We start from the raw sequence: 24,907 nt of genomic DNA on the forward strand, positions 1-24,907 counted from the left end.
CGAGCGCAGGCCCGAGGGCCTGATCCATCGTTGAGTTCAGTCACCAGATCATTGCGGGAAGAGACATGCCGAAACGTACAGACCTGAAAAGCATCCTGATCATCGGCGCCGGCCCCATCGTCATCGGCCAGGCGTGCGAGTTCGACTATTCCGGCGCACAGGCCTGCAAGGCCCTGCGTGAAGAGGGTTACCGGGTCATCCTGGTCAACTCCAACCCGGCCACCATCATGACCGACCCGGTGATGGCCGACGCGACCTACATCGAGCCGATCACCTGGGAGACCGTGGCGCGCATCATCGAGAAGGAGCGTCCGGACGCCATCCTGCCGACCATGGGTGGTCAGACCGCACTGAACTGTGCACTGGCCCTGGAGCGCGAAGGTGTGCTCGAGAAATTCGGCGTCGAGATGATCGGTGCCAACGCCGATACCATCGACAAGGCCGAAGACCGTGATCGCTTCGACAAGGCGATGAAGAAGATCGGCCTGGCGTGCCCGAAGGCCAAGGTCGCACACTCCATGGAAGAGGCCTGGGAAATCCAGGCCGAGCTGGGCTTCCCGTCCATCATCCGTCCCAGCTTCACCATGGGCGGTTCCGGCGGCGGCGTGGCGTACAACCGTGAAGAATTCGAAGAGATCTGCCATCGCGGTTTCGAGCTGTCGCCGACCCGTGAGCTGTTGATCGACGAATCGCTGCTGGGCTGGAAGGAATACGAGATGGAGGTCGTTCGTGACAAGAACGACAACTGCATCATCGTGTGTGCCATCGAGAACTTCGACCCGATGGGCGTGCATACCGGTGACTCCATCACTGTCGCCCCGGCACAGACCCTGACCGACAAGGAATACCAGCTGATGCGTGATGCATCGCTGGCCGTCCTGCGCGAGATCGGTGTCGAGACCGGTGGCTCCAACGTCCAGTTCGGCATCTGCCCGGACACCGGTCGCATGGTCGTGATCGAGATGAACCCGCGCGTGTCGCGCTCCTCTGCACTGGCCTCCAAGGCGACCGGTTTCCCGATCGCCAAGATCGCCGCCAAGCTGGCCATCGGGTATACCCTGGACGAGCTGCAGAACGACATCACCGGTGGCAAGACGCCGGCGTCCTTCGAGCCGTCCATCGACTATGTCGTCACCAAGATTCCGCGCTTCACCTTCGAGAAGTTCCCGCAGGCCAATGACCGTCTGACCACGCAGATGAAGTCGGTCGGCGAAGTCATGGCCATCGGTCGTACCTTCCAGGAATCCCTGCAGAAGGCACTGCGTGGCATGGAGACCGGTGTCGATGGTCTCGATCCCATCGTGGCCGACTACGGCGACGAGAGCATGGCGCGCATCAAGGGCGAGCTGCAGGCCGCCGGTGCCGAGCGTATCTTCTACATCGCCGACGCCATGCGTGCCGGCCTTGGCATCGAAGAGATCTTCCGTCTCACCAACATCGACTGCTGGTACCTGGTGCAGCTGGCCGACCTGATCGCTCAGGAAGGCGAAGTGGCGGCAAGTTCTCTGGGTGAGATGGATGCCAATCGTCTGTTCCGTCTCAAGCGCAAGGGCTTCAGTGATGCCCGTCTGGCGCGCCTGATGGGCGTGTCCGAGAAGGCCTTCCGCAAGCATCGTCAGCAGCAGGGCATCCGCCCGGTCTACAAGCGTGTCGATACCTGTGCCGCGGAGTTCGCTTCCGACACCGCCTACATGTACTCCACCTACGAGGAGGAGTGTGAGGCCGAGGTCAGCGACAAGAAGAAGATCATGGTGCTGGGCGGTGGTCCGAACCGCATCGGTCAGGGCATCGAGTTCGACTACTGCTGCGTCCACGCCTCCCTCGCCATGCGCGCGGACGGATACGAGACCATCATGGTCAACTGCAACCCGGAAACCGTGTCCACCGACTACGACACCTCCGATCGCCTCTACTTCGAGCCGGTGACGCTGGAAGACGTGCTGGAGATCGCCGACAAGGAACAGCCTGTCGGTGTCATCGTCCAGTTCGGCGGTCAGACGCCGCTGAAGCTGGCCCGTGAGCTCGAGGCCGCCGGTGTGCCGATCATCGGTACCACGCCGGACGCTATCGATCGCGCCGAAGACCGCGAACGTTTCCAGCAGATGATCGAGAAGCTCGGTCTCATCCAGCCGGAAAACGCCACCGCACGCAGCTTCGAGGAGGCCTTCGTCAAGGCCGAAACCATCGGCTACCCGCTGGTGGTGCGTCCGAGCTACGTGCTGGGCGGTCGCGCGATGGAAATCGTCTACTCCGCCTCCGAGCTCGAGAACTACATGACCCACGCGGTCAAGGTCTCCAATGACTCGCCGGTGCTGCTGGATCACTTCCTGAATGCCGCCATCGAGGTCGACATCGACGCGGTGTCCGATGGCAAGCAGGTCGTGATCGGCGCCATCATGCAGCACATCGAGCAGGCTGGTATCCACTCCGGTGACTCGGCGTGCGCACTGCCGCCTTACTCGCTGCCGGCAGACGTCCAGGAAGAGATGCGTGAGCAGGTCAAGCGCATGGCGCTGGAGCTCAACGTCGTCGGTCTGATGAACGTTCAGCTGGCCTGGCAGGATGGCGTGATCTACGTCATCGAGGTCAACCCGCGTGCCTCGCGTACCGTGCCCTTCGTCTCCAAGTGCATCGGCCAGTCGCTGGCGCAGATCGCCGCGCGTTGCATGGCCGGCCAGACCCTGGAAGAGATCGGTTTCACCCAGGAAATCGTGCCGACCTTCTACAGCGTCAAGGAAGCGGTGCTGCCGTTCGCCAAGTTCCCGGGTGTCGATCCGATCCTGTCACCGGAAATGAAGTCCACCGGTGAAGTGATGGGCTCTGGCGATACCTTCGCCGAGGCCTTCTACAAGGCGCAGCTGGGCGCCGGGGAAGCCATCCCGACATTGACGGGCGATCGCAAGGCGTTCCTGTCCGTGCGCGAGTTCGACAAGGCGGGCGTTATCGAGGTGGCCCGCTCTCTGGTAACATTGGGCTTTACGCTTTGTGCTACCCGTGGCACGGCAGAGGTGATTGCCGCTGCCGGGCTCGAGGTTGAACCCGTCAACAAGGTGTTCGAGGGGCGGCCGCATATCGTCGACATGATCAAGAACGGCGAGATCGCCTACATCGTCAACACCACTGAGGGACGTCAGGCCATCAATGACTCGTCCGTGATTCGCCGCACTGCGCTGGCGCACAAGGTGCCCTATGCCACGACGCTGGCGGGTGCCAATGCCGTGTGCATGGCGCTCGAGTACGGAAACGATGTCAAGGTCCGTCGTCTCCAGGATCTGCATGCAGGAGTCATGATATGAGTAGAAGTCCGATGACCGTCGAGGGCGAAGATCGCCTGCGCAAGGAGCTCGAGCACCTCAAGGGCACGGAACGCCCCAAGGTCATCGCTGACATCGCGGAAGCACGTGAGCACGGCGATCTCAAGGAGAACGCCGAGTATCACGCCGCGCGTGAGCAACAGGGTTTCATCGAGGGGCGTATCCAGGAGATTGAAGCCAAGCTCTCGATGTCCCAGGTCATCGATGTCACCAAGCTGCCCAAGACAGGCAAGGTGATCTTCGGTACCACGGTTGATCTGATGAACCTCGATGACGACAGCGAAGTGCGCTATCGCATCGTGGGTGAGGATGAGGCCAGCATCAAGGACGGCAAGATCTCCGTTACCTCACCGATCGCGCGTGCGCTGATCGGCAAGGAAGAAGGGGATGTCGTGGTCGTGCGTACCCCGGGTGGCGATGTGGAGTATGAAATCTCCGAAGTGCATCACATCTGAAGCACGTCACATCTGAAGAGCATCGCCTCTGATTCGTCAGATTTCGATGTCATGACAGCTCTGCCGGTAGCCCCGGCAGGGCTGTTTTTTTGGCCTGCGGGCATGGAATCCTTCAGGGAGGGAGTAATGGAAGTACAGGGAAGTCAGCCGGAAAAGCGCATCATGGCAACCTCCATGGTGGCCATCTTCATGGTGCTCGGGTTCATGCTGTTCGGGGTGGCATATGTGGTCTCCCAGTCGTTTGCCTATCGGTACACCGGGGACTCGGCGCTGTTGACGCCGTCATTGGTCCTGGGGGGTGCCCTGTTGGCGAGGGGAGTTTTCCACCTGGTGGTGCCGCTGGCGCACTTCGGCAATCAGTCGCTTTATCTGCGGCCGTCACCACTCATTGGGTGTCGCAAGATCGATTATGAGCTGGTCGAGGATTTCACCTTCGACAAGAAGACGCTGGTCATCAAGTATCGTGATGCCGGCAGCGGTGAGGGGGAGTCCAGACAGACGACACTCAAGCGTCACCAGGTCACCCAGCGGGCGCTGGACGACATCACCTTTGAGCTGAATCAGCGCGTCAGGTCGTGATTGTCAGTCACAGAAAACAGAAACGCCGCCCTCGATGAGGGCGGCGTTTCTGTCTGCGGCAGGCGTGGCGTGCGAGGTGAGCCTCGTCAGGCCTGTGGGCCCGGCGGCTTACTTCTCGCTGAAGCGCTGTACGTTGGACAGCTTCGGCTTGGCCTGCGGGTTGCGGCGATACAGCAGGGCGATCTTGCCGATGCTCTGGATCAGGGTCGCGCCGGTTTCGCTGCACAGGTGGCGAGCCACCTCGCCACGGGCTTCGCGATCATTGATCGCCAGCTTCAGCTTGATCAGTTCGTGATCGTGCAGTGCGCGCTCGAGTTCGGTCACGACGCCGTCGGAAAGGCCGTTTTCCGAGACGGTGACGATCGGGTCAAGATGGTGCCCGATGCTGCGAAATGCTTTCTTTTGTGACTGTGACAAGCTCATGGTATCGTAAAGTTTCCCTGTTGGCGTCCGATGGGAGCGGGGAGCGTAGCGAAAGACAGGGTCGACTCCAGGGCTTGAAATCCAGGGGTGTGAACCCGTCTGTTGCGCAGGCAATGTCTGTGCCCGCGGGCGGAACCGCGCGCAGGACCCGCCATTCTACTCCATGACGACGCTCATGACACGACCCGTGCGCAAGCTTGCCACGCCTTTCGTGTCGTCGTTATCCCCCCGCACCATCTCCCGCCAGTATTCGATTTCCCCCGACATTCCAGGTGACAACGTGGCTCACCCCAGCAAGAGCAGCGCTGGCTGGATGAAGGAACACTTTGATGACGCCTATGTCCAGCGCAGCTGGGCCGATGGCTATCGTTCCCGTGCCAGCTACAAACTGATTGAAATCGATGACAAGGACCGCCTGCTCAAGCCGGGCGCTACCGTCATCGACCTAGGTGCCGCCCCCGGTGGCTGGAGCCAGATCGCCGCGGATCGCGTCGGCATGGAAGGCGTGGTCATCGCCTCCGACATCCTTGAGATGGACGCCCTGGCCGGTGTCGATTTCATCCAGGGTGACTTCACCGAAGAGACCGTGCTGAACCAGATTCTGGCCACCTTGGGGGATCGCCCGGTGGATCTCGTGATCTCCGACATGGCGCCCAACATGAGCGGCATGAGCGCGATAGATCAGCCTGCCGGCATGTATCTGGTCGAGCTGGCGCTGGATCTGGCGCGCCAGACGCTCAAGCCGGGTGGCAACTTTCTGGTCAAGGTCTTCCAGGGAGAGGGCTTCGATGCCTACCTGAAGGACATGCGTGGCAGCTTCAACAAGGTCGTCACGCGCAAGCCGGAAGCGTCGCGCGCCCGCTCGCGCGAGGTCTATCTGCTTGGGCAGGGGTTCAAGGGCTGACGTTGCCCTCGATGCCAGGCGATCTCGATTTCTGCCCCGGACGACGACTTCATCACCGGTTAAGGCGGCCGATGGCATGCTTGGTCAGGCTGGAATCATTGTGCCTCGGTCGAAGTCGTTGTATCTCTGATATAGGCCGACTATCGGCTGAATAGTCCGGTGCCGGCCTTTAAGCAATGGTTGCCGGCCCCCATCTGGTGTAGTGTCGATAGCATTGGGCCTTGAGCACGGAGGGCCGGTAACAGGTTGATGAGATGCCAAGGTCGCATCATCATCGATCGGCAAGCAGAACAACGCAGGCAAGCTTTGAGTGACTCGGTAGGCAAGGCGGCGTGTTGCGTCGTTTGATACCCCGCAGGCACGATCAGATAGCATGGCAGGCCACCACAAGACGGCAGTCGGAGTATTCACGGCATGCCAAGACAGATTCATGCAATGAGGGTGTCCCCTTGAACGACATGGCGAAGAACCTGATTCTCTGGTTGATCATCGCGGCAGTGCTGCTGACGGTGTTCAACAACTTCAGCGTCGATACCTCGCCGCAGGCGATGAACTATTCACAGTTCGTCCAGCAGGTGCAGAGCGACCGGATCAAGAGTGTGACCATCGATGGCTACACCATCGAGGGTGAGCGGGCCGACGGCTCCAGCTTCACCACCATCCGGCCGGCGGCGTCCGATCCCAAGCTGATGGATGACCTGCTCTCCAACAAGGTGGAGGTCATCGGCAAGAAGCCTGAGCAGCAGTCGCTGTGGACACGTCTGTTGATTGCCAGCTTCCCGATTCTGATCATCCTGGCCATCTTCATGTTCTTCATGCGCCAGATGCAGGGTGGTGGTGCCGGCAAGGGTGGTCCGATGAGCTTCGGCAAGTCGAAGGCCAAGCTGCTGAGCCAGGATCAGATCAAGACCACCTTCAGCGACGTCGCGGGCTGTGACGAAGCGAAGGAAGAGGTCGAGGAACTGGTCGACTTCCTCAAGGACCCCAGCAAGTTCCAGCGTCTTGGCGGTCAGATTCCGCGTGGCGTACTGATGGTGGGGCCGCCGGGTACCGGCAAGACCCTGCTCGCCAAGGCGATTGCCGGCGAGGCCAAGGTGCCGTTCTTCAGCATCTCCGGTTCTGACTTCGTCGAGATGTTCGTCGGTGTCGGTGCCTCCCGTGTGCGTGACATGTTCGAGCAGGCTAAGAAGCAGGCGCCGTGCATCATCTTCATCGATGAGATCGACGCCGTCGGCCGCCACCGTGGCTCCGGCATGGGCGGTGGTCACGATGAGCGCGAGCAGACCCTGAACCAGCTGCTGGTCGAGATGGATGGCTTCGAAGCGAATGACGGCATCATCGTCATCGCCGCGACCAACCGTCCAGACGTGCTTGACCCCGCATTGCTGCGCCCGGGCCGTTTCGACCGCCAGGTCATGGTAGGCCTGCCGGACATTCGTGGCCGCGAGCATATCCTCGGCGTTCACCTGCGCAAGGTGCCGATGGGCGACGACGTGGTTCCGGTCAATATCGCACGGGGTACGCCGGGCTTCTCTGGCGCGGATCTGGCCAACCTGGTCAATGAAGCGGCCCTGTTCGCTGCACGTCGCAACAAGCGTCTGGTCGGCATGGAAGAGCTCGAGCTGGCCAAGGACAAGATCATGATGGGCGCCGAGCGCAAATCGATGGTCATGTCCGAGAAGGAGAAGCGCAACACGGCCTATCACGAGTCCGGTCACGCCATCATCGGTCTGGTGATGCCAGAGCATGATCCGGTCTACAAGGTCTCGATCATTCCGCGTGGCCGTGCGCTGGGTGTGACGATGTTCCTGCCGGAAGAGGATCGCTACAGCTATTCTCGCCAGCAGATCATCAGTCAGATCTGCTCGCTGTTCGGCGGTCGTATCGCCGAAGAGATGACGCTGGGGCCGAATGGTGTCACCACCGGGGCTTCCAACGACATCAAGCGTGCCACCGAGCTTGCCCACAACATGGTCGCCAAATGGGGTCTCTCCAGTGAAATGGGCCCGATCATGTACGATGAGGACGAGTCTCACCAGTTCCTCGGCGGTCCGGGTCAGGGCGGCGGCAAGCTGAAGTCGGGCGACACCACCTCACGTCTCGACAAGGAAGTGCGTCGTATCATCGACGAGTGCTACGCCAAGGCGCAGCAGATCCTTGAGGAGAATCGCGACAAGCTGGATGCGATGACCGAGGCGCTGATGACCTACGAGACCATCGATGCCGAGCAGCTGGCCGACATCATGGCAGGGCGCACTCCGCGTCCGCCCAAGGACTGGGGTGGCCCGGCCGGTGGTGGTGACAGTGGTCTCGTCGCACCGGTGGCCGACACGCCGAAAGCTGAGGCGCCTGAGGCCCCCGGGTCTGACGGTGATGACGCAGACACTGACGACGGTGAGGAAGATACGCGCCGCCGTCCGTCAGATCCGCTGGGTGGTCCAAGCGGTCACTGAGCCATGAATCAGCCATCATCGCGCTGACTCTCACAACGCCCGAGCGGACCTTCCGCTCGGGCGTTGTCGTTTTCGGGGCAGACATTCGCGGCGCCCTGGATGCCCCGAGGCGGCTGATGGCAGATGATGTCATCCGCGATCAGGCGTCGGGGTGAGTCGGGTAAGTGTGGGTGAGGCGGTGTGACTCACTATCCTGCGCGGCGTGGCTCAGGTTCCTGACCCTGATCAGATGATTTGCCTGGGCAGATGGCGTTGCCATCTGCTGACGCCCCGTGTGGCGGCCGTTCGACGCCTTGCGCGGCCGATGAGGCCTCTTTAAAGTGGGTGCCCGATTCCTTCTCCGGCAGCCATGATGTTCGTCCTGGCTGCCCGTTTTCTGCATGGGTGATCATGTCGACTTACGCTGATTCACTGCCACGCGAGCCCGTGGTGGGCCATTCAATGGCGCTTGACTGCGGTGGACGCACGCTTGACCTGTCACGCCCGCGTGTCATGGGGATTCTCAATGTGACCCCGGACTCCTTCTCGGATGGTGGGCGCAGCGCGACCCTGGATGCCGCGCTGCGCCATGCCGAGCGGATGCTGGCCGATGGCGCCGCCATCATCGACGTGGGCGGTGAGTCGACCCGCCCGGGGGCGAGCCCTGTCAGTGCGGATGAGGAGCTGGCACGTGTCTGTCCGGTCGTCGAGCGGCTGGTGAGCGAGCTGGGGGCGCTGGTGAGCGTCGATACCAGTACCCCGGAGGTGATGCAGGAAACGGCGCGTCTCGGGGCTGGCATGATCAATGACGTGCGTGCATTGCGTCGTGAGGGCGCCCTTGAGGCGGCCGCACGCAGCGGCCTGCCGGTGTGCCTGATGCACATGCGTGGCGAGCCGGACACCATGCAGCAGGATACCGCCTATGCGCAGTCGATCGAGGATGAGGTCAGTGACTTTCTAGCCGAGCGCATCACCGTCTGTGAGGCCGCAGGGATCGAGCGTTCGCGTCTGTTGCTGGACCCCGGCTTCGGCTTCGGCAAGTCCCTGCAAGACAATCTGCGTCTGTATCACCGCATGGCGCAGCTGCACGAATTCACCCTCCCGCTGCTGATCGGCACCTCTCGCAAGAGCATGATCGGCAATGCGCTCGGGCGCGCGGTAGAGGATAGACTGGCTGGCAATCTGGCGCTGACGGCACTTGCCGTCCGTGAAGGTGCCCGATTGCTACGCGTTCACGACGTGGCCCCGACTGTCGATGCTGTCGACATGACGTGGGCCGTGCTACAGGAAGGCACGATACGATGAGTCGACGTTATTTTGGTACGGATGGTATTCGCGGCACGGTCGGTGAATTCCCGATCACGCCAGACTTCATGCTCAAGCTGGGCTGGGCGGCCGGGCGTGTCTTTGCACGCCATGGCCGCGGCAAGGTACTGATCGGCAAGGACACGCGCATCTCGGGGTACATGTTCGAGTCGGCGCTCGAGTCCGGTCTTTCTGCCGCAGGCGTGGATGTCTCCCTGCTGGGGCCGATGCCGACACCGGGCATCGCCTATCTGACGCGGACCTTCCGCGCGGATGCCGGTATCGTGATCTCGGCCTCGCACAATGCCTATCCGGACAATGGCATCAAGTTCTTCTCCGCGGCCGGCACCAAGCTGGATGATGCGCTGGAAGCCGAGATCGAGGCCGAGCTGGATCGCGATATCGAGATCGTCGGGCCGGATAGCCTCGGCAAGGCCTCGCGCATCCAGGATGCCGCCGGCCGTTACATTGAATTCTGCAAGTCGACCCTGCCGGGCCGTCTGGGCCTGCATGGCATGAAAGTGGTGCTGGATTGCGCGCATGGCGCGACCTACCACATCGCGCCGAATGTCTTCCGTGAGCTGGGCGCCAAGGTCAGCGTCATCGGTGGCGAGCCGGATGGTCTGAACATCAACCAGGATGTCGGCTCCACCAACCCGCAGGCACTGCGGGCGGCCGTGATCGAGCAGGGCGCCGATCTTGGCGTGGCCTTCGATGGCGACGGGGACCGTCTGATCCTGGTCGATGCCGATGGCCGGGTCATCGATGGCGATGACATCCTCTACATGATCGCGCGGGATCGTCACGAGCGTGGGGTGCTGGGGGGCGGTGTCGTCGGCACGCTGATGTCCAACTTCGGTCTGGCGGCAGCGCTGGAAGGTCTGGGAATTCCCTTCGAGCGTGCAAAGGTCGGTGACCGCTACGTCATCGAGCGTCTGGAAGCCAATGGCTGGCAGTTGGGGGGGGAATCCTCCGGTCACATCGTCTGCAGCCATATCCAGAGCACCGGGGATGGCATCGTCTCCGCGCTGCAGGTGCTGGCGATCATGGCGCGTGAGGAATGTTCTCTCAGTGAGTTGCTGGTCGGTTTCGAGAAGGCGCCGCAGGCGTTGATCAACGTACGTCTGACTCCAGGCTGTGACAACCAGGCGCTGATGGCGGCGGATGCCGTCCAGGCCGCGGTAGCGGAAGTGGAAGAGACGCTGGGCAGCGAAGGTCGCGTGCTGTTGCGTCCCAGTGGTACCGAGCCACTGATCCGTGTCATGGTCGAGGGGCGGCCGCACTTTGATGTGCAGGCATTGGCCCGTCAGATTGCCTCGGCGGTCGAGGCCAGCATGCAGGCCCGCTGATATCACCCGCGGTCATCAGAATCGACGACAGGCGCCCAGTGCGCCTGTCGTCGATTCTGGACGCCATGAAAGGCCCGATCGAGCGTGCCTGCAGGGCTTGACAGTTCGCGATGAGGTTGTCAGTCAGGGGCCGCTCCATTACCATCCTCGCACTGCTCATAAGGGAGAAGCACATGCGTACACCGCTGATTGCCGGTAACTGGAAGATGAATGGCGATCTTGCCCTGATCGACGAGTTCGCCGACGCACTGGGGGCCGCAGCGCTGCCCCAGGGTGTTCAGGTGGCGTTGGCATTGCCTTTCCCTTATCTGAGCGCTGCGCGCGAGCGGCTGCCGGCGACGGTCCTGCTGGGCGCCCAGACGTTGAACCCGGCGGAATCAGGCGCCTTCACCGGTGAGGTGGCAGGCAGCATGCTCAAGGATGTGGGCATGACGCTGGTGCTGGTCGGGCACTCCGAGCGTCGCAGCCTGTATGGCGAGGACGATGCTGCCGTGCTTGCACGAGTCAATGCGGCTCTCGCGTCAGGCCTCACGCCGGTACTGTGCATCGGTGAGACACTGGAAGAGCGTGAAGCCGGTGAGTCGGAGCGTGTCGTGCTGGGTCAGCTGGAGGCCGTGTTCTCCGAGCTGTCCGCTGAGGCGCGTGCCCGTCTTGTCGTGGCCTATGAGCCGGTCTGGGCGATCGGTACCGGCCGCACGGCATCGCCTGAGCAGGCGCAAGCCATGCACGCCGCTATCCGTGCACGCCTGGGCGAGTGGTCCGCGTCTCTCGCGGATGCCATGCAATTGCTGTACGGCGGTAGCATGAAAGCTGCCAATGCCGCCGAGCTGCTCGCGCAGCCGGATATCGACGGCGGCCTGGTGGGAGGTGCTTCTCTCCAGGTCGACGAATTCCTAGCCATTTGCCAGTCTGCAGGTTGAATCTCATGCAAGTAGCCGTTCTGATGGTCCATGTGGTACTCGCGGTCGCACTGATCGTGCTCGTCCTTCTCCAGCAGGGCAAGGGTGCCGAAGCTGGCGCTGCCTTCGGTGGTGGTGGTGCTTCCCAGACCGTTTTCGGGTCCAGCGGTAGTGGCAACTTCCTCGCGCGCTTCACCGGCGTGCTGGCAGCAGGCTTCTTCGCGACGTCCCTGACCCTGGCCTGGTTCGCCTCCAATGCCAACCAGACCTCCGTGGAAGCGGGCATCCCGAATGCCACCGTGATCGAGCAGCAGAAAAATTCACTGCCATCACTTGACGACTCCAGTGAAAGTGTGGAGAATGCGTCGCCAGTGCTCGAGGAAAGCGGCAACGCAGACCAACCAGTACTCTAAGGAATTCAAGGCATTATCGTTTGAATTCTTCCGGGTAGCGTCTCAGGCGATACCCGCCCCCGTGCCGAAGTGGTGGAATTGGTAGACACGCTATCTTGAGGGGGTAGTGACCTTATGGTCGTGGGGGTTCAAGTCCCCCCTTCGGCACCATCCTGTTAGATCGATTGGCAGTCTGGACGCAACTCTGCCACCTTTGAAAGACGTCATTCCTTGACCTCCTTTTACGGTGACATTACCATCGTCCGACTATTGTTGCGGGGTGGAGCAGTCTGGTAGCTCGTCGGGCTCATAACCCGAAGGTCATCGGTTCAAATCCGGTCCCCGCTACCAAGTTTCTTGAAAGGCCCCTTCCTATGAAGGGGCTTTTTGTTAGCACCAGTGCCAATCAGCCACCTAGCTCTCCTCTCTACTCCCGGTCAGGTGCCTGATGCAACTGCTGTAGGAGCCTCGTCTGTGTCAACCAAGGACGCTACGCTTAAAGCGCTTATCGATCCCGTCGTTTCTGCTCTGGGCTTCGAGCTCTGGGGTATCGACTATCTCTCCCAAGGCAAGCAGTCCCGTCTGGTGATCTATATCGACCATTCCGATGGCATTTCCGTGGATGACTGCGCAAGCGTCAGTCGTCAGGTCGGAGCCGTGCTGGATGTCGAGGACCCCATCACGGGCCAGTTCCAGCTTGAAGTTTCATCCCCAGGCATGGATCGTCCGCTGTTCACGCTTGATCAGTACGAGCGCTACATCGGTCATGTGGTGGCACTGCGACTGCGTCAGGCCTTCGATGGCCAGCGCAAGTACCAGGGGCTGGTGACTGGCACCGAAGACGGTGATGTCGTGATCCGGGTCGACGAAGAAGAATACTGCTTTCCGATCGAAAGCATCGACCAGGCACGCATTGTGCCGCAGTTCAAATAACTGACGTTGTCGGCACATTGCTCGCTTGGCGAGCTCGAGTCGATGCGCAAGGACAGGTTTCTGGCGAGGCAAAGTCATGAGCAAAGAGATTCTGCTGGTCGTTGACGCCATCTCCAATGAGAAGGGCGTGCCGCGGGATGTGATTTTCGAGGCCGTCGAGGCGGCACTGGCTTCGGCTTCACGCAAGCGTTTCGATCAGGAAGAGGCGGATATCCGCGTCAAGATCGATCGTGTCACCGGTGATTATGCGACCTTCCGTCGCTGGACCGTCGTGGAAGACGACGAGTTCGAGACGCCGGACTACGAGATCAAGGCCAGTATCGCCGAACAGCGCGAAGAGCCGCTGGCGCTGGGCGCCGTGGTCGAGCAGCAGATCGAGTCCGAAGCCTTCGGTCGTATCGCTGCCCAGACGGCCAAGCAGGTCATCGTGCAGAAGGTGCGCGAAGCCGAGCGTGCCGAAGTCGTTCGCCTGTACGCGGAGCGTGAAGGCGAGCTGGTCGCGGGGATCGTCAAGAAAACGACACGTGACGGCCTGATCATCGACCTGGGCGACAACGCCGAAGGCTTCCTGCCGCGCGGCGAGATGATCCATGGCGAGCGTTACCGCTTGAACGAGCGAGTACGCGCATTGCTCTGGAAGGTTGATACCGAGGCGCGTGGATCCCAGTTGATACTCTCGCGGACGCGTCCGGAGCTGATCATCGAACTGTTCAAGATCGAGGTGCCGGAAATCGCCGAGCAGCTGATCGAGATCAAGGGCGCGGCTCGCGATCCGGGCTCGCGAGCCAAGATTGCGGTCAAGAGCAATGACAAGCGCATCGACCCGATCGGTGCCTGTGTCGGCATGCGCGGCTCGCGTGTGCAGGCCGTGTCAAACGAACTGCGTAATGAACGCGTGGATATCATCCTGTGGGATGACAATCCTGCCCAGTTGGTCATCAACGCCATGGCACCGGCCGATGTCGGCTCCATTCTGGTCGACGAAGACACCCATTCCATGGATGTCGCTGTCGCCGCGGACAATCTGGCACAGGCCATTGGTCGTAGCGGTCAGAACGTGCGCCTGGCCAGTGAGCTGACAGGTTGGTCGCTCAATGTCATGACCGAGGCGGAAGCCGAGGGCAAGCGCGAGCAGGAAATCGACAGCTTTGTCGAATATTTCATCACTCATCTCGAGATTGAAGAGGATCTAGCCCGTGTCCTGGTGGACGAGGGCTTCACCTCACTCGAGGAAATCGCCTATGTCCCGCTCGAGGAAATGCTCGAGGTCGAGGGCTTTGACCAGGATCTGGTCGAGGAGCTGCGCGCTCGGGCCAAGGATGAACTGCTGAATCTCGCCATCGCCACTGAAGAGCAGCTGGACGGCGCACAGCCGGCCGAAGATCTGCTCAACATGGAAGGCATGGAGAGTCATCTGGCATACATCCTGGCCAGCAAGGGTATCGTCACCATGGAAGACCTTGCCGAGCAGGCCATCGATGATCTGAAAGACATCGAAGGCGTCGACGAAGAGCGAGCAGCGGCGTTGATCATGACCGCCCGCGCGCCCTGGTTCGCAAGCGAACAGTAACTAGGTCACGGGCTCAGGAGGGTCGTACATGTCAGAAATGACAGTCAAAGAATTCGCCAAGAAGGTGGGCCGCGAGTCAGCCCGCCTACTGGAACAGATGCACGAAGCTGGTTTGAAGCACAAGTCAGAGAACGACGCCGTGTCCGAGGTCGACAAGCAGAAGCTGCTTGACCACCTCACCAAGAGCCACGGCGGTGGTGCTGCCCCGGCAGCGCCGAAGAACCGCATTACCCTGACCCGCAAGACCAAGTCACGCATCAACACTGGCGGCGGTCGCGGCAAGTCCATCGAGGTGCAGGTCCGCAAGAAGCGTACCTACGTCAAGGATGGTGAAGAGCAGGCCGCAGATGCGCCGGCGACTGAGGCACAGGCTGCCAAGGCGCCTGCCGCCGAGAAACCGGCTGCTGCCCCGCAGCGTGATGAGCGTCGTGGCAACGACAACCGTCGCGAAGAGCGTCCGCGCCAGAGTGCTCCGGCCGCTGCCGCTGCACCGGTCGCGGATGCTGCGCCGGAAGTCAATGCGCCGCCGAAGGAGCCGCGTGGTGATGCACCGCGTCGTGCCAAGGCTGCGCCGCGTGATGAGTCACGTGATCGCCGTGAGGCCCGTGAAGATCGCAGCGAGCGCAAGCGTGGCGGGGCCAAGAAGGTCAAGCGCGCAGAGCGTCGCGGCGGTCGTCGTGGTGGTCGCGATACCAATCGCCAGCCGCCGAAGCCGGTCCAGACCTTCGTGCGTGAAGTCTCCATCCCCGAGTCCATCTCGGTGGCAGACCTCGCCGACAAGATGGCCGTCAAGGCGTCTGAAGTGATCAAGGCCATGTTCAACATGGGCGCTGCGGTCACCATCAACCAGACGATCGATCAGGAAACCGCGACCATCGTGGTCGAGGAAATGGGTCACACGCCCAAGCTGATCAAGGATGACGCGCTCGAGACAGCCGTTCTCGAGGGTATCTCCTACGAGGGTGAGCAGATCACTCGCGCGCCGGTCGTCACTGTCATGGGTCACGTTGACCACGGCAAGACCTCGCTGCTGGATTACATCCGCCGTACCAAGGTGGCCACAGGTGAAGCGGGTGGTATCACCCAGCACATCGGTGCCTACCACGTCGAGCACGACAACGGCGATGTGACCTTCCTGGATACTCCGGGCCACGCGGCGTTCACCGCCATGCGTGCTCGTGGTGCCAAGGCGACTGACGTGGTCATCCTGGTGGTGGCTGCCGATGACGGCGTGATGCCGCAGACCATCGAGGCTGTCGAGCACTCCAAGGCCGCGGGTGTCCCGCTGGTCGTGGCAGTGAACAAGATCGACAAGGAAGGCGCTGATCCGGACCGCGTGAAGAATGAGCTGTCCCAGCACGGCGTCATCTCCGAGGAATGGGGTGGTGATACCCAGTTCGTCCACGTTTCCGCCAAGACTGGCGAAAACATCGACGCGCTGCTGGAAGCCGTCCTGCTGGTCTCCGAAGTTCTCGAGCTTCAGGCCGTGCCGTCCGCGCCGGGTAAAGGCGTCGTGGTCGAGTCGCGTCTCGACAAGGGCCGTGGCCCGGTCGCGACCGTGCTGGTCCAGAACGGTACCCTGAAGAAGGGCGACATCGTCCTCGCTGGCCTGCACTACGGCCGCGTGCGTGCGCTGATCAACGAAGTCGGCAAGCAGGTCGATTCCGCGGGTCCGGCCATGCCGGTCGAGATCCAGGGCCTGGGTGGCACGCCGGAAGCCGGTGAAGAGTTCACCGTGGTCCCGGACGAGAAGAAGGCGCGTGAAGTTGCCAACTTCCGCCAGGGCAAGTACCGCGAGGTGCGTCTGGCACGTCAGCAGAAGGCCAAGCTGGAGAACATGTTCTCCCAGATGGGTCAGGAAGAAGTCGCCAAGGTCAACGTCGTCCTCAAGGCCGACGTGCAGGGGTCTCTGGAAGCCATCCGTGGCGCTCTGGAAGAGCTCTCCACCGACGAAGTCAAGGTGGCCGTGGTCTCTTCCGGCGTCGGCGGCATCACCGGCACCGATGCCAACCTGGCACTCGCTTCCGAAGCGATCCTGGTCGGCTTCAACGTCCGTGCTGACGCTTCCGCCCGTGAGATCGTCGAGCGTGAAGGCCTGGATCTGCGCTACTACAGCGTCATCTACCAGCTGATCGACGAGGTCAAGCTGGCCATGAGCGGCATGCTGGCACCGGAATTCCGCGAGCAGATCGTGGGTGTGGCCGAAGTGCGCGATGTCTTCAAGGCACCGAAGATCGGCGCCATCGCCGGTTGCATGGTCGTCGAAGGCACCATGTACCGCTCCAAGCGCATCCGCGTCCTGCGTGACAACGTGGTCATCTACGAAGGCGAGCTGGAATCCCTGCGTCGCTTCAAGGATGACGTCAACGAAGTCCGCAACGGCATGGAATGTGGTATCGGCGTCAAGAACTACAACGACGTGCAGGTGGGTGACAAGATCGAGGTGTTCGACCAGATTCAGGTCGAGCGTAGCCTCTGATAGCGCCCCTGCGAGGAGAGATCACGGATGCGTGAATACAGCCGTACTGACCGCGTGGCGGACCAGATCCAGCAGGAGCTCGCGCTGTTGATTCAGCGCGAGGTCAAGGACCCGCGCCTTGGCATGCTGACGGTCAGCGCCGCCAAGGTCAGCCGCGACCTGTCCTACTCCGATGTCTACGTGACCCTGCTGGGTGACGACAGTCCGGAACGCATCAAGGAAAATCTTGCCGTGCTCAAGCGCGCGGCAGGTTTCCTGCGCTCCCAGCTGGCGCGCACCATTCAGCTGCGTCACGTGCCGGAACTGCGCTTTCATTACGATGAGAGCGTCGTTCGTGGCCATCACCTGTCTTCACTGATCAATACGGCGGTCGCTGATGACCGCAAGCGCAGTGCAGAACGTGGTGATGATGACAGCGAAGACGGTGCCCCGGGCACCACGCCGGACGCCTGATGGGCCGTCGTCGTCGCGGCCTGCCGATTGACGGCGTACTGTTGCTGGACAAGCCCAAGGGCATGTCCAGCAACTACGCGCTTCAGAAGGCACGCCGCCTCTACCAGGCACAGAAGGCAGGGCATACCGGCACGCTCGATCCGATGGCAACCGGCTTGCTGCCGGTCTGCTTCGGTGAGGCCACCAAGTTCTCCTCACACCTGCTCGAGGCGGACAAGGTCTATCGGGCACGGATCAAGTTTGGCCAGGTCACCGACACCGGTGATGCGGAAGGCGAGATACTGCGTGAGCGGGAGATTCCCGAGCTTGCGGAGTCCGAGCTGGAAGCGGTGCTGGACCGGTTCCGTGGCGAGATAGATCAGGTGCCGCCGATGTACTCCGCGCTCAAGCACCAGGGACGTCCGCTCTATGAGCTGGCGCGCCAGGGAATTGAAATCGAGCGTGCAGTCCGTCGCGTTACCATCTACAATATGGCGCTTCTTGCACGGCACTCCGATGGTATCGAGATCGAAGTGGCGGTCAGCAAGGGCACCTACATACGCAGTCTGGCCGAGGATATCGGCGAGGCGCTGGGCTGTGGAGCCCACCTCACGGCACTGCGTCGTCTCAAGACAGGCCCGTTCACGGGTGATGCCATGCTGGATTTCGAGCGCCTCGAGGCGCTGGCAGATCAGCAGGCACGTGAAGGCGTTCTGTTGCCTGTCGACATCCTGCTCGATCATCTTCCACGTCTCGACATCACTGCCGAGATGGCTCGGAAGATATTGCGTGGTCAACAGGCTGAAACGACGACAGGGTCGCTGGAAGTGGACTCCCTGGCTCGTGTGTATCAGGACCAGCAGTTGCTCGGGCTGGTCCGGATTGCGGCGGAGGGCATCATCGCTCCTCGCCGACTGCTCAGCTCCGCTGTCGAGGCGGCGGCTGGGTGAGCTGATTGCGGCCTGGCCGCAAGCCGCATGAAGACTGCAAATATGCGTGGTCTTCGACATTTCTTATCTACCAAGCATATTGCTTACTGGAGAGACAGATGGCACTTACCGCTGAGAAGAAGGCTGAGATCGTTAGCGAATTCGGCCGTGGCGAGAACGACACCGGTTCCCCGGAAGTTCAGGTTGCACTGCTGAGCGCCAACATTGATGGCCTGCAGGGCCACTTCAAGGCCAACAAGCAGGATCACCACTCCCGTCGTGGTCTGATCCGCATGGTCAACCAGCGCCGCAAGCTGCTTGACTACCTCAAGCGCAAGGATTTCGAGCGTTACACCGCTCTGATCCAGCGTCTGGGTCTGCGTCGCTAATCAGCGATGTTGCCGCCATGCATTCCGGTGCATGGCGGGCCCCCGGTGGGCACAGGAAAACCGACACTGCCTGCGGGCGGTGTCGGTTTTTTTGTGCCTGATACCGTGGGGAGAAGCGGGCGGGCAATCGCCTCCCGATCCGGCTGCAGCCCGCATGCTGCGTGAGACTCACTCGCTTTTCATTGTCTGCGCCGCGCATTACCATGAGCGCCGGACATCGACGACATCAGACTAAAGGACATGCGCCGTGAACCCGGTTACGCACAGCTTCCAGTACGGTAATGACACCATCACGCTCGAGACCGGTCGCATCGCGCGTCAGGCCACCGGCAGCGTGATGGTGACCATGGGCAATACCTCGGTGTTGTGCACGGTAGTGGCCAGCAAGTCCGCCAAGCCTGGACAGTCCTTCTTCCCGTTGTCGGTGCATTATCAGGAGCGCTCCTACGCGGTCGGCCGCATCCCCGGCAGCTTCTTCAAGCGTGAAGGGCGCCCGACGGAAAAGGAAACGCTGACCTCACGGCTGATTGATCGCCCGATCCGACCGCTGTTCCCGAAAGGCTTCATGAATGAGGTGCAGGTGGTCTGCACGGTGATGTCGGCAGAGCGCAATGTCGATCCGGATATCGCGGCGCTCATCGGTACCTCGGCGGCGCTCAGCATCTCGGGTGTGCCCTTTGCCGGCCCCGTGGGAGCGGCGCGTGTCGGCTTCAGTGAGCAACGGGGCTACTTCCTGAATCCCGGCTACAGCGAGCTTGCCCACTCCGAGCTGGACATGGTGGTGGCAGGTACCGAGCAGGCAGTGCTGATGGTCGAGTCCCAGGCGCAGGAACTCCTGGAAGACGAGATGCTGGGCGCGGTGCTCTACGGCCATCATGAGATGCAGAAGGTGATCACGGCGATCGAGATGTTTGCCGCCAAGGTCAATCGTCCCCAGTGGTCCTGGGTCGCCCAGACGCACGATAGCGTGTTGATGGAGGCGCTGGCGCGTGAGGTGGGCGAGGAGATCGGTGAGGCCTACCGTCTGCATGACAAGATGGAGCGTCAGGATGCGCTGGCATCACTCAAGGCTCGGGCGATTCAGGCGCTGGAGACGGAAGGGGATGCACGCTTCGAGGCAAGTGCGGTGGCCAGTGCCTTCGCTGCACTGGAGAAGCGCATCGTCCGTCAGCGCGTGATTGCCGGTGAGCCGCGCATCGATGGTCGTGATGCACGCACCGTGCGTCCGCTGGACATCGCTGTTGGCGTCCTGCCCAAGGCCCACGGCTCTGCGCTGTTCACGCGCGGCGAGACACAGGCCATGGTGACGGCAACGTTGGGCACCACACGTGACGCCCAGCTGGTGGAGGGACTGTCAGGTGAGAAGCATGATCGCTTCATGCTGCACTACAACTTCCCGCCTTACTGTGTCGGCGAGACGGGCTTCATCGGTTCTCCCAAGCGTCGCGAGATCGGTCATGGGCGTCTGGCGCGACGCGGGATCGAGTCGATGTTGCCTACCGTCGAGGACTTCCCCTACGCGATCCGTGTCGTCTCCGAGATCACCGAGTCCAATGGTTCAAGCTCCATGGCGTCCGTGTGTGGGGCGTCGCTGGCATTGATGGATGCCGGGGTACCGCTCAAGGCGCCGGTGGCGGGGATTGCCATGGGGCTGGTCAAGGATGCCGACGGCGTGGCCGTACTGACCGATATTCTCGGGGATGAAGATCACCTGGGGGATATGGACTTCAAGGTCGCGGGGACGGCAGAGGGCGTCACGGCATTGCAGATGGACATCAAGATCGAGGGGATCGATGAGGCCATCATGGAGCAGGCGCTGGAGCAGGCCCTTGAGGCGCGCCTGACCATTCTCGAGCAGATGAACGCTGTCTTGAAGGGTAGCCGCGAAGAGGTGTCCGACAACGCCCCGGCGATGCTGTCGCTGAAGATCGCGCCGAACAAGGTCCGTGACGTGATCGGCAAGGGTGGCTCGACCATTCGCAAGATCTGTGAAGAGACCGGTGCCAATGTCGATCTCGACGATGACGGCAGCGTGCGTATCTATGCCGAGCACAAGGCCCAGGCCCAGGCGGCCGCTCGCTATGTCGAGGGCATCATCGCCGAGGCGGAGATCGGCAAGCTGTACGCCGGCAAGGTCGCTCGCATCGCCGATTTCGGAGCCTTCATCACCTTCATGCCGGGCACCGATGGCCTGCTGCATATCTCCCAGATCGTCGAGGAGCGCGTCAATGACGTGCGCGATTATCTCAATGAAGGCGATGAGGTCGTGGTCAAGGTGCTCGACATCGACAACCGCAATCGCGTCAAGCTGTCGCTGAAGGAGATCAGCGAGGAAGAGAAGGCGGCTTTCGTGGCACGTCAGGCAGCCGAGAAGCTTGCTGAGGCGGCAGACGGCCAGTAAGGCCACCATCCTCAGCCCAATGAAAAGCCCCCGCCAGCAGGACTGGCGGGGGCTTTCTTGTCTCCTGGTGCCCGTGATCGCGGGGGCAGCGGGAGATCACCGTGGGCGATCAGCTGCGCTCGATGGCCAGTGCGACACCCTGGCCGCCGCCGATGCACAGGGTCGCCAGACCCTTCTTGGCATCGCGGGCGATCATCTCGTGTACCAGCGTGACCAGTACACGGCAGCCGGATGCCCCGATCGGGTGGCCCAGCGCGATGGCACCGCCATTGACGTTGACCTTGTCGACATCCCAGCCCAGCTCCTTGTTGACGGAGAGCGCCTGGGCGGCGAAGGCTTCGTTGGCTTCGACGAGATCGAGATCTTCCAGGCTCCAGCCGGCCTTCTTGAGGCACAGGCGGGTGGCGGGAGCCGGCCCGATGCCCATGATCTTCGGGTCGACACCGGCGTTGGAGTACGCCTTGATGGTCGCCAGCGGCGTCAGGCCAAGTTCGCGGGCCTTGTCGGCGGAACACAGCATGACCACGGCGGCACCATCATTGAGCGCCGAGGCGTTGCCAGCGGTGACGGTACCATCCTTCTTGAAGGCTGGACGCATGCCGGCGAGTTTCTCGGCAGTGGTGCCGGCACGCGGGTTCTCGTCGGTGTCGAAGACGATCGGGTCGCCCTTGCGCTGCGGAATCTCGACCGGAACGATCTGGCTCTTGAAGCGGCCCGCCTCGATGGCCTCGCAGGCCTTCTGCTGGGATGCGGCAGCGAAGGCATCCTGCGCTTCGCGGGTGATCTCGTACTTCTCTGCCAGGTTCTCGGCGGTGATGCCCATGTGGATATCATTGAAGGCATCCCAAAGTCCGTCGTGGACCATGGTGTCGATCGCCTTCCAGTCGCCCATGCGCTTGCCATTGCGGGAGTTGGGCAGCACATGAGGAGACAGTGACATGTTCTCCTGACCGCCGGCCAGAATCAGCTGGGCATCGCCACAGCGGATGGCCTGAGTGGCCAGATGCAGTGCTTTCAGGCCAGAGCCACAGACCTTGTTGATGGTCATCGCCGGCACGCCTTCCGGCAAGCCTGCCTTGATGACGGTCTGACGAGCCGGATTCTGGCCGCAGCCTGCCGTCAGCACCTGGCCGAGCAGAACTTCGTCGACCTGATCACCGCTCACCCCTGTGCTGGCGAGGATATCCTTGATGACATGTGCCCCGAGGTCAGCGGCGGAAATGCCGGCGAGGCTGCCACCGAAGGCACCTACGGCGGTACGACGAGCTGCTACGATCACCACATCTTGCATCTGAACGCTCCTGTTCTCTCGCGAGACTGTCTGAGTCAAAGACGCTGCGCCCTGCACTGTCGAATCGGGTAGAGGGCTTGCAGCCTTGCTGATGCGAGATTCCAGCATAAGGCAGTGTTGTGCAATGCGGCAATCGTCAAAGCGTCGTGGGTCTGTCAGCCATTTGCCATACGTGCTTCGGGTGCGCCCCTTTGCGTGGCCATCAACGACGACGCCAGCTCCGCTTTCGCGGGGCTGGCGTCGTCGTTGCGTGTTTCATTGCCGTGGGAGGACGGCGATCAGGCCATCTGCACCGGAATGGCGTTGGCCGTGTGGCTGACCTCATTGCCTTCCATCAGATAGACCATGGAGGGCTTGTGGGCCTCCAGCTCGCTCTCGGCATAGTTGGCGAAGGCGCAGATGATCACGCGGTCACCGACGTCAGCCTGGTGGGCCGCGGCACCATTCACCGAGATGATCTTCGAACCTTCTTCACCGCGGATGGCATAGGTGGTGAAACGCTTGCCATTGTCCACGTTGTAGATCTGGATCTGTTCGTACTCACGGATGCCTGCCATGTCGAGCAGGTCACCATCGATGGCGCAGGAGCCTTCGTAATTGAGAACGGCATGGGTCACGCGGGCCATGTGCAGCTTGGCCTTGAGCATGATGGCTTGCATCGGGATATCTCCGGTTGAGCGCCGCCGGGCGCAGGAGGCCTTGATGACCGGAACGCGGGACACGGTCGTGAAGGCAGGGCGGCGCAGTCTATTCAGGCATCAGGCCACCGGCAAGGCGACCTTCAGGTTATCGAGCAGACGGGTACGTCCCAGGTGTGCCGCGACCAGAATCACGGCATCACGGGTGTCGTCCTGCACCGGGCCCAGGTCTTCGGCGCGGCGCAGTTCGAGATAATCCGGCTTGAAGCCGCACTCGCTGATGGCGGCCAGCGCGACGCGCAGGGCCTCGGCAGGCGCGGTGCCACTTTCGAGGCTGTCCTTGAGCGCATTCAGGCATTGCGCAAGGCGAGGGGCGATGGCGCGTTCTTCGGCGCTCAGGTAGCCGTTGCGCGAGGAGAGTGCCAGACCATCCTCGGCACGCACGATGGGCACGCCGAGGATCTCGATCCCGAAGTGCAGATCACGATTGAGCTTGCGGATCACCGCCAGCTGCTGGAAATCCTTCTCGCCGAAACAGGCGACATCGGGACGCACCAGATGGAACAGGATGCTGACGACGGTGGCCACGCCATCGAAGTGCCCCGGTCGGTTGCCACCGCACAGGCCTTCGGAGACCCCCGGGACCTGCACGTTGCACAGTCCGGTGCGCCCTTCGGGGTACAGCTCCGCTGTCGACGGGGCGAACAGCAGATCACAGCCCTCTGCGGTCAATGCGTTCTGGTCATCGACAAGCGTGCGCGGGTAGCTGTCGAGGTCTTCGCCCGGCCCGAACTGCAGCGGGTTGACGAAGATGCTGGCGACGACGAAGTCCGCCTGTCGGCGTGCCGCGCGCACCAGGGACAGATGGCCTGCATGCAGATTGCCCATGGTGGGCACCAGCGCGATGCGCAGGCCCTTGCGGCGCACCTCGGCCAGGCGCTCGCGCAGGGCGCTGATGTGAGTGAGGGTCTCCATCAGAAGGTGTGCTCCGCTGCCGGGAAGCTGCGTTCCTTGACGGCCCGATGATAGGCAGCGAAGGCGTCCTGCACGCTGCTGGCCTCAGCCATGAAGTTCTTGACGAAGCGCGGCTTGCGGCCCGGTGTCAGGTCGAGCATGTCATGCATGACCAAAATCTGGCCGTCCACCTCGACGCCTGCGCCGATACCGATCACCGGCACCTCGACCGCATCACGAATGCGTGCGGCGAGCTCGGCAGGCACGCACTCGAGCAGAATGATCGCGGCACCGGCGGCTTCAAGCGTGCGCGCATCGGCGATCATCTGCGTGGCACGCGCTTCCTCGCGGCCCTGCACCTTGTAGCCTCCGAAGGCATGGACATGCTGCGGCGTCAGGCCCATGTGCACGCAGACCGGCACGCCACGCTGGACGAGGGCCGTGACGGCCTCGGCGAGCCAGGCTTCGCCTTCCACCTTCACCATCTCGGCACCGGCACGCATCAGACGTGCGGCATGGTCGAGAAGTATCTCGGTGCTGGCATTGCTCATGAAGGGAAGATCAGCCATGACCAGGCTGCCCTGTTTGCCACGCGCGACGGCCGCGGTGTGGTAACAGATGTCATCGATGGTGACAGGCAGGGTGCTGGTGTGGCCTTGCAGGACCATGCCGAGGGAATCGCCGACCAGCAGTACTTCAATGCCGGCTTCTCCAGCGAGGTGGGCGAAGGTCGCGTCGTAGGCAGTGAGGCAACTGAACGTCTCACCGTCGGCCTTGAGGCGGCGCAGGGTGCTCAGGGTGACGTTTTTCATCAGGAAGCGTACTCGTTGCGGCGCGTG

Annotated in this window: 21 protein-coding genes and 2 tRNA genes; 18 read left to right on the forward strand and 5 right to left on the reverse strand. The window is 62.0% G+C overall.

Annotated features, from left to right (window positions below):
* Positions 1–65 precede the first annotated feature (65 nt).
* From carB to ACZYGA_RS15030, 3 genes are all read left to right on the forward strand, one after another.
* Complete coding sequence (carB, locus tag ACZYGA_RS15020; protein ID WP_479399492.1) at positions 66–3,296, forward strand: carbamoyl-phosphate synthase large subunit; 3,231 nt, start codon at positions 66–68, stop codon at positions 3,294–3,296.
* Positions 3,293–3,769 carry a transcription elongation factor GreA gene (gene greA / locus ACZYGA_RS15025; protein ID WP_077379500.1) on the forward strand — a complete coding sequence of 159 codons (477 nt, stop codon included), beginning with the start codon at positions 3,293–3,295 and terminating at the stop codon, positions 3,767–3,769. The genes carB and greA overlap by 4 nt, the downstream gene beginning before the upstream one ends.
* A gap of 126 nt (positions 3,770–3,895) precedes the next feature.
* Entirely contained in the window at positions 3,896–4,348 is a 453-nt protein-coding gene (locus ACZYGA_RS15030) for a hypothetical protein (protein WP_479399494.1), read from the forward strand.
* Positions 4,349–4,456: 108 nt separating this feature from the next.
* Here the strand turns inward: ACZYGA_RS15030 and yhbY are convergent, their stop codons facing one another.
* Positions 4,457–4,771, reverse strand: a complete 315-nt coding sequence (yhbY, locus tag ACZYGA_RS15035; RefSeq protein ID WP_077379496.1) for a ribosome assembly RNA-binding protein YhbY — start codon at positions 4,769–4,771, stop codon at positions 4,457–4,459.
* 175 nt (positions 4,772–4,946) lie between these two features.
* On the opposite strand from yhbY, the gene rlmE reads away from it, so the two are divergent.
* The 15 genes from rlmE to pnp all read left to right on the forward strand — a co-directional run bounded on the left by rlmE (position 4,947) and on the right by pnp (position 21,185).
* Positions 4,947–5,675 carry a 23S rRNA (uridine(2552)-2'-O)-methyltransferase RlmE gene (rlmE, locus tag ACZYGA_RS15040; protein ID WP_077379494.1) on the forward strand — a complete coding sequence of 243 codons (729 nt, stop codon included), beginning with the start codon at positions 4,947–4,949 and terminating at the stop codon, positions 5,673–5,675.
* 449 nt (positions 5,676–6,124) lie between these two features.
* Positions 6,125–8,128, forward strand: coding sequence for an ATP-dependent zinc metalloprotease FtsH (ftsH, locus tag ACZYGA_RS15045; RefSeq protein ID WP_479399496.1), 2,004 nt, complete (start codon positions 6,125–6,127; stop codon positions 8,126–8,128).
* Between the two features lie 390 nt (positions 8,129–8,518).
* Positions 8,519–9,412 (forward strand): dihydropteroate synthase, encoded by an 894-nt coding sequence (gene folP / locus ACZYGA_RS15050; protein WP_077379979.1) that lies wholly within the window; start codon positions 8,519–8,521, stop codon positions 9,410–9,412.
* Positions 9,409–10,761: a phosphoglucosamine mutase gene (gene glmM, locus ACZYGA_RS15055; protein ID WP_077379492.1), complete on the forward strand. Its 1,353-nt coding sequence runs from the start codon at positions 9,409–9,411 to the stop codon at positions 10,759–10,761. Before folP ends, glmM begins: the two co-directional genes overlap by 4 nt.
* 173 nt (positions 10,762–10,934) lie before the next feature.
* Complete coding sequence (gene tpiA, locus ACZYGA_RS15060) at positions 10,935–11,681, forward strand: triose-phosphate isomerase (protein ID WP_136939438.1); 747 nt, start codon at positions 10,935–10,937, stop codon at positions 11,679–11,681.
* Between the two features lie 5 nt (positions 11,682–11,686).
* Positions 11,687–12,073: a preprotein translocase subunit SecG gene (gene secG / locus ACZYGA_RS15065; RefSeq protein WP_479399498.1), complete on the forward strand. Its 387-nt coding sequence runs from the start codon at positions 11,687–11,689 to the stop codon at positions 12,071–12,073.
* Positions 12,074–12,136: 63 nt separating this feature from the next.
* Positions 12,137–12,223: transfer RNA gene (locus ACZYGA_RS15070), tRNA-Leu, on the forward strand.
* A 103-nt stretch (positions 12,224–12,326) separates the two neighbouring features.
* Positions 12,327–12,403, forward strand: a tRNA-Met gene (locus tag ACZYGA_RS15075).
* Between the two features lie 123 nt (positions 12,404–12,526).
* On the forward strand, positions 12,527–12,985 hold the full coding sequence (gene rimP, locus ACZYGA_RS15080) for a ribosome maturation factor RimP (RefSeq protein WP_077379486.1): 459 nt from the start codon (positions 12,527–12,529) through the stop codon (positions 12,983–12,985).
* Positions 12,986–13,061: 76 nt separating this feature from the next.
* Positions 13,062–14,555: a transcription termination factor NusA gene (nusA, locus tag ACZYGA_RS15085; protein ID WP_077379484.1), complete on the forward strand. Its 1,494-nt coding sequence runs from the start codon at positions 13,062–13,064 to the stop codon at positions 14,553–14,555.
* A 28-nt stretch (positions 14,556–14,583) separates the two neighbouring features.
* Complete coding sequence (infB, locus tag ACZYGA_RS15090) at positions 14,584–17,034, forward strand: translation initiation factor IF-2 (RefSeq protein ID WP_077379481.1); 2,451 nt, start codon at positions 14,584–14,586, stop codon at positions 17,032–17,034.
* Positions 17,035–17,061: 27 nt separating this feature from the next.
* A complete protein-coding gene (gene rbfA, locus ACZYGA_RS15095) occupies positions 17,062–17,487 on the forward strand; it encodes a 30S ribosome-binding factor RbfA (RefSeq protein WP_065392581.1) in 426 nt (141 codons plus the stop codon).
* Complete coding sequence (truB, locus tag ACZYGA_RS15100; protein ID WP_077379479.1) at positions 17,487–18,416, forward strand: tRNA pseudouridine(55) synthase TruB; 930 nt, start codon at positions 17,487–17,489, stop codon at positions 18,414–18,416. Before rbfA ends, truB begins: the two co-directional genes overlap by 1 nt.
* 98 nt (positions 18,417–18,514) lie before the next feature.
* Entirely contained in the window at positions 18,515–18,784 is a 270-nt protein-coding gene (gene rpsO, locus ACZYGA_RS15105; RefSeq protein WP_065392421.1) for a 30S ribosomal protein S15, read from the forward strand.
* A gap of 247 nt (positions 18,785–19,031) precedes the next feature.
* Positions 19,032–21,185, forward strand: coding sequence for a polyribonucleotide nucleotidyltransferase (pnp, locus tag ACZYGA_RS15110; protein WP_284729090.1), 2,154 nt, complete (start codon positions 19,032–19,034; stop codon positions 21,183–21,185).
* Between the two features lie 109 nt (positions 21,186–21,294).
* Here the strand turns inward: pnp and ACZYGA_RS15115 are convergent, their stop codons facing one another.
* The 4 genes from ACZYGA_RS15115 to panB form a co-directional block, all read right to left on the reverse strand.
* Positions 21,295–22,476: an acetyl-CoA C-acetyltransferase gene (locus tag ACZYGA_RS15115; protein WP_084209482.1), complete on the reverse strand. Its 1,182-nt coding sequence runs from the start codon at positions 22,474–22,476 to the stop codon at positions 21,295–21,297.
* Positions 22,477–22,754: 278 nt separating this feature from the next.
* Positions 22,755–23,135, reverse strand: coding sequence for an aspartate 1-decarboxylase (gene panD, locus ACZYGA_RS15120; RefSeq protein ID WP_077379473.1), 381 nt, complete (start codon positions 23,133–23,135; stop codon positions 22,755–22,757).
* A 99-nt stretch (positions 23,136–23,234) separates the two neighbouring features.
* Positions 23,235–24,089, reverse strand: a complete 855-nt coding sequence (gene panC, locus ACZYGA_RS15125; RefSeq protein WP_176503562.1) for a pantoate--beta-alanine ligase — start codon at positions 24,087–24,089, stop codon at positions 23,235–23,237.
* Positions 24,089–24,880 (reverse strand): 3-methyl-2-oxobutanoate hydroxymethyltransferase, encoded by a 792-nt coding sequence (gene panB, locus ACZYGA_RS15130; protein WP_176493783.1) that lies wholly within the window; start codon positions 24,878–24,880, stop codon positions 24,089–24,091. Before panB ends, panC begins: the two co-directional genes overlap by 1 nt.
* Between the last annotated feature and the right edge of the window lie 27 nt (positions 24,881–24,907).

The sequence above is a fragment of the Cobetia sp. BL01 genome, from assembly GCF_056493605.1.

Coding starts and splice junctions, on each gene's coding strand:
- carB (WP_479399492.1), top strand. CDS start 66: ATGCCGAAACGTACAGACCTGAAAAGCATCCTGATCATCGGCGCCGGC.
- greA (WP_077379500.1), top strand. CDS start 3,293: ATGAGTAGAAGTCCGATGACCGTCGAGGGCGAAGATCGCCTGCGCAAG.
- ACZYGA_RS15030 (WP_479399494.1), top strand. CDS start 3,896: ATGGAAGTACAGGGAAGTCAGCCGGAAAAGCGCATCATGGCAACCTCC.
- yhbY (WP_077379496.1), bottom strand. CDS start 4,771: ATGAGCTTGTCACAGTCACAAAAGAAAGCATTTCGCAGCATCGGGCAC.
- rlmE (WP_077379494.1), top strand. CDS start 4,947: ATGACACGACCCGTGCGCAAGCTTGCCACGCCTTTCGTGTCGTCGTTA.
- folP (WP_077379979.1), top strand. CDS start 8,519: ATGTCGACTTACGCTGATTCACTGCCACGCGAGCCCGTGGTGGGCCAT.
- glmM (WP_077379492.1), top strand. CDS start 9,409: ATGAGTCGACGTTATTTTGGTACGGATGGTATTCGCGGCACGGTCGGT.
- tpiA (WP_136939438.1), top strand. CDS start 10,935: ATGCGTACACCGCTGATTGCCGGTAACTGGAAGATGAATGGCGATCTT.
- secG (WP_479399498.1), top strand. CDS start 11,687: ATGCAAGTAGCCGTTCTGATGGTCCATGTGGTACTCGCGGTCGCACTG.
- nusA (WP_077379484.1), top strand. CDS start 13,062: ATGAGCAAAGAGATTCTGCTGGTCGTTGACGCCATCTCCAATGAGAAG.
- infB (WP_077379481.1), top strand. CDS start 14,584: ATGTCAGAAATGACAGTCAAAGAATTCGCCAAGAAGGTGGGCCGCGAG.
- rbfA (WP_065392581.1), top strand. CDS start 17,062: ATGCGTGAATACAGCCGTACTGACCGCGTGGCGGACCAGATCCAGCAG.
- truB (WP_077379479.1), top strand. CDS start 17,487: ATGGGCCGTCGTCGTCGCGGCCTGCCGATTGACGGCGTACTGTTGCTG.
- rpsO (WP_065392421.1), top strand. CDS start 18,515: ATGGCACTTACCGCTGAGAAGAAGGCTGAGATCGTTAGCGAATTCGGC.
- ACZYGA_RS15115 (WP_084209482.1), bottom strand. CDS start 22,476: ATGCAAGATGTGGTGATCGTAGCAGCTCGTCGTACCGCCGTAGGTGCC.
- panD (WP_077379473.1), bottom strand. CDS start 23,135: ATGCAAGCCATCATGCTCAAGGCCAAGCTGCACATGGCCCGCGTGACC.
- panC (WP_176503562.1), bottom strand. CDS start 24,089: ATGGAGACCCTCACTCACATCAGCGCCCTGCGCGAGCGCCTGGCCGAG.
- panB (WP_176493783.1), bottom strand. CDS start 24,880: ATGAAAAACGTCACCCTGAGCACCCTGCGCCGCCTCAAGGCCGACGGT.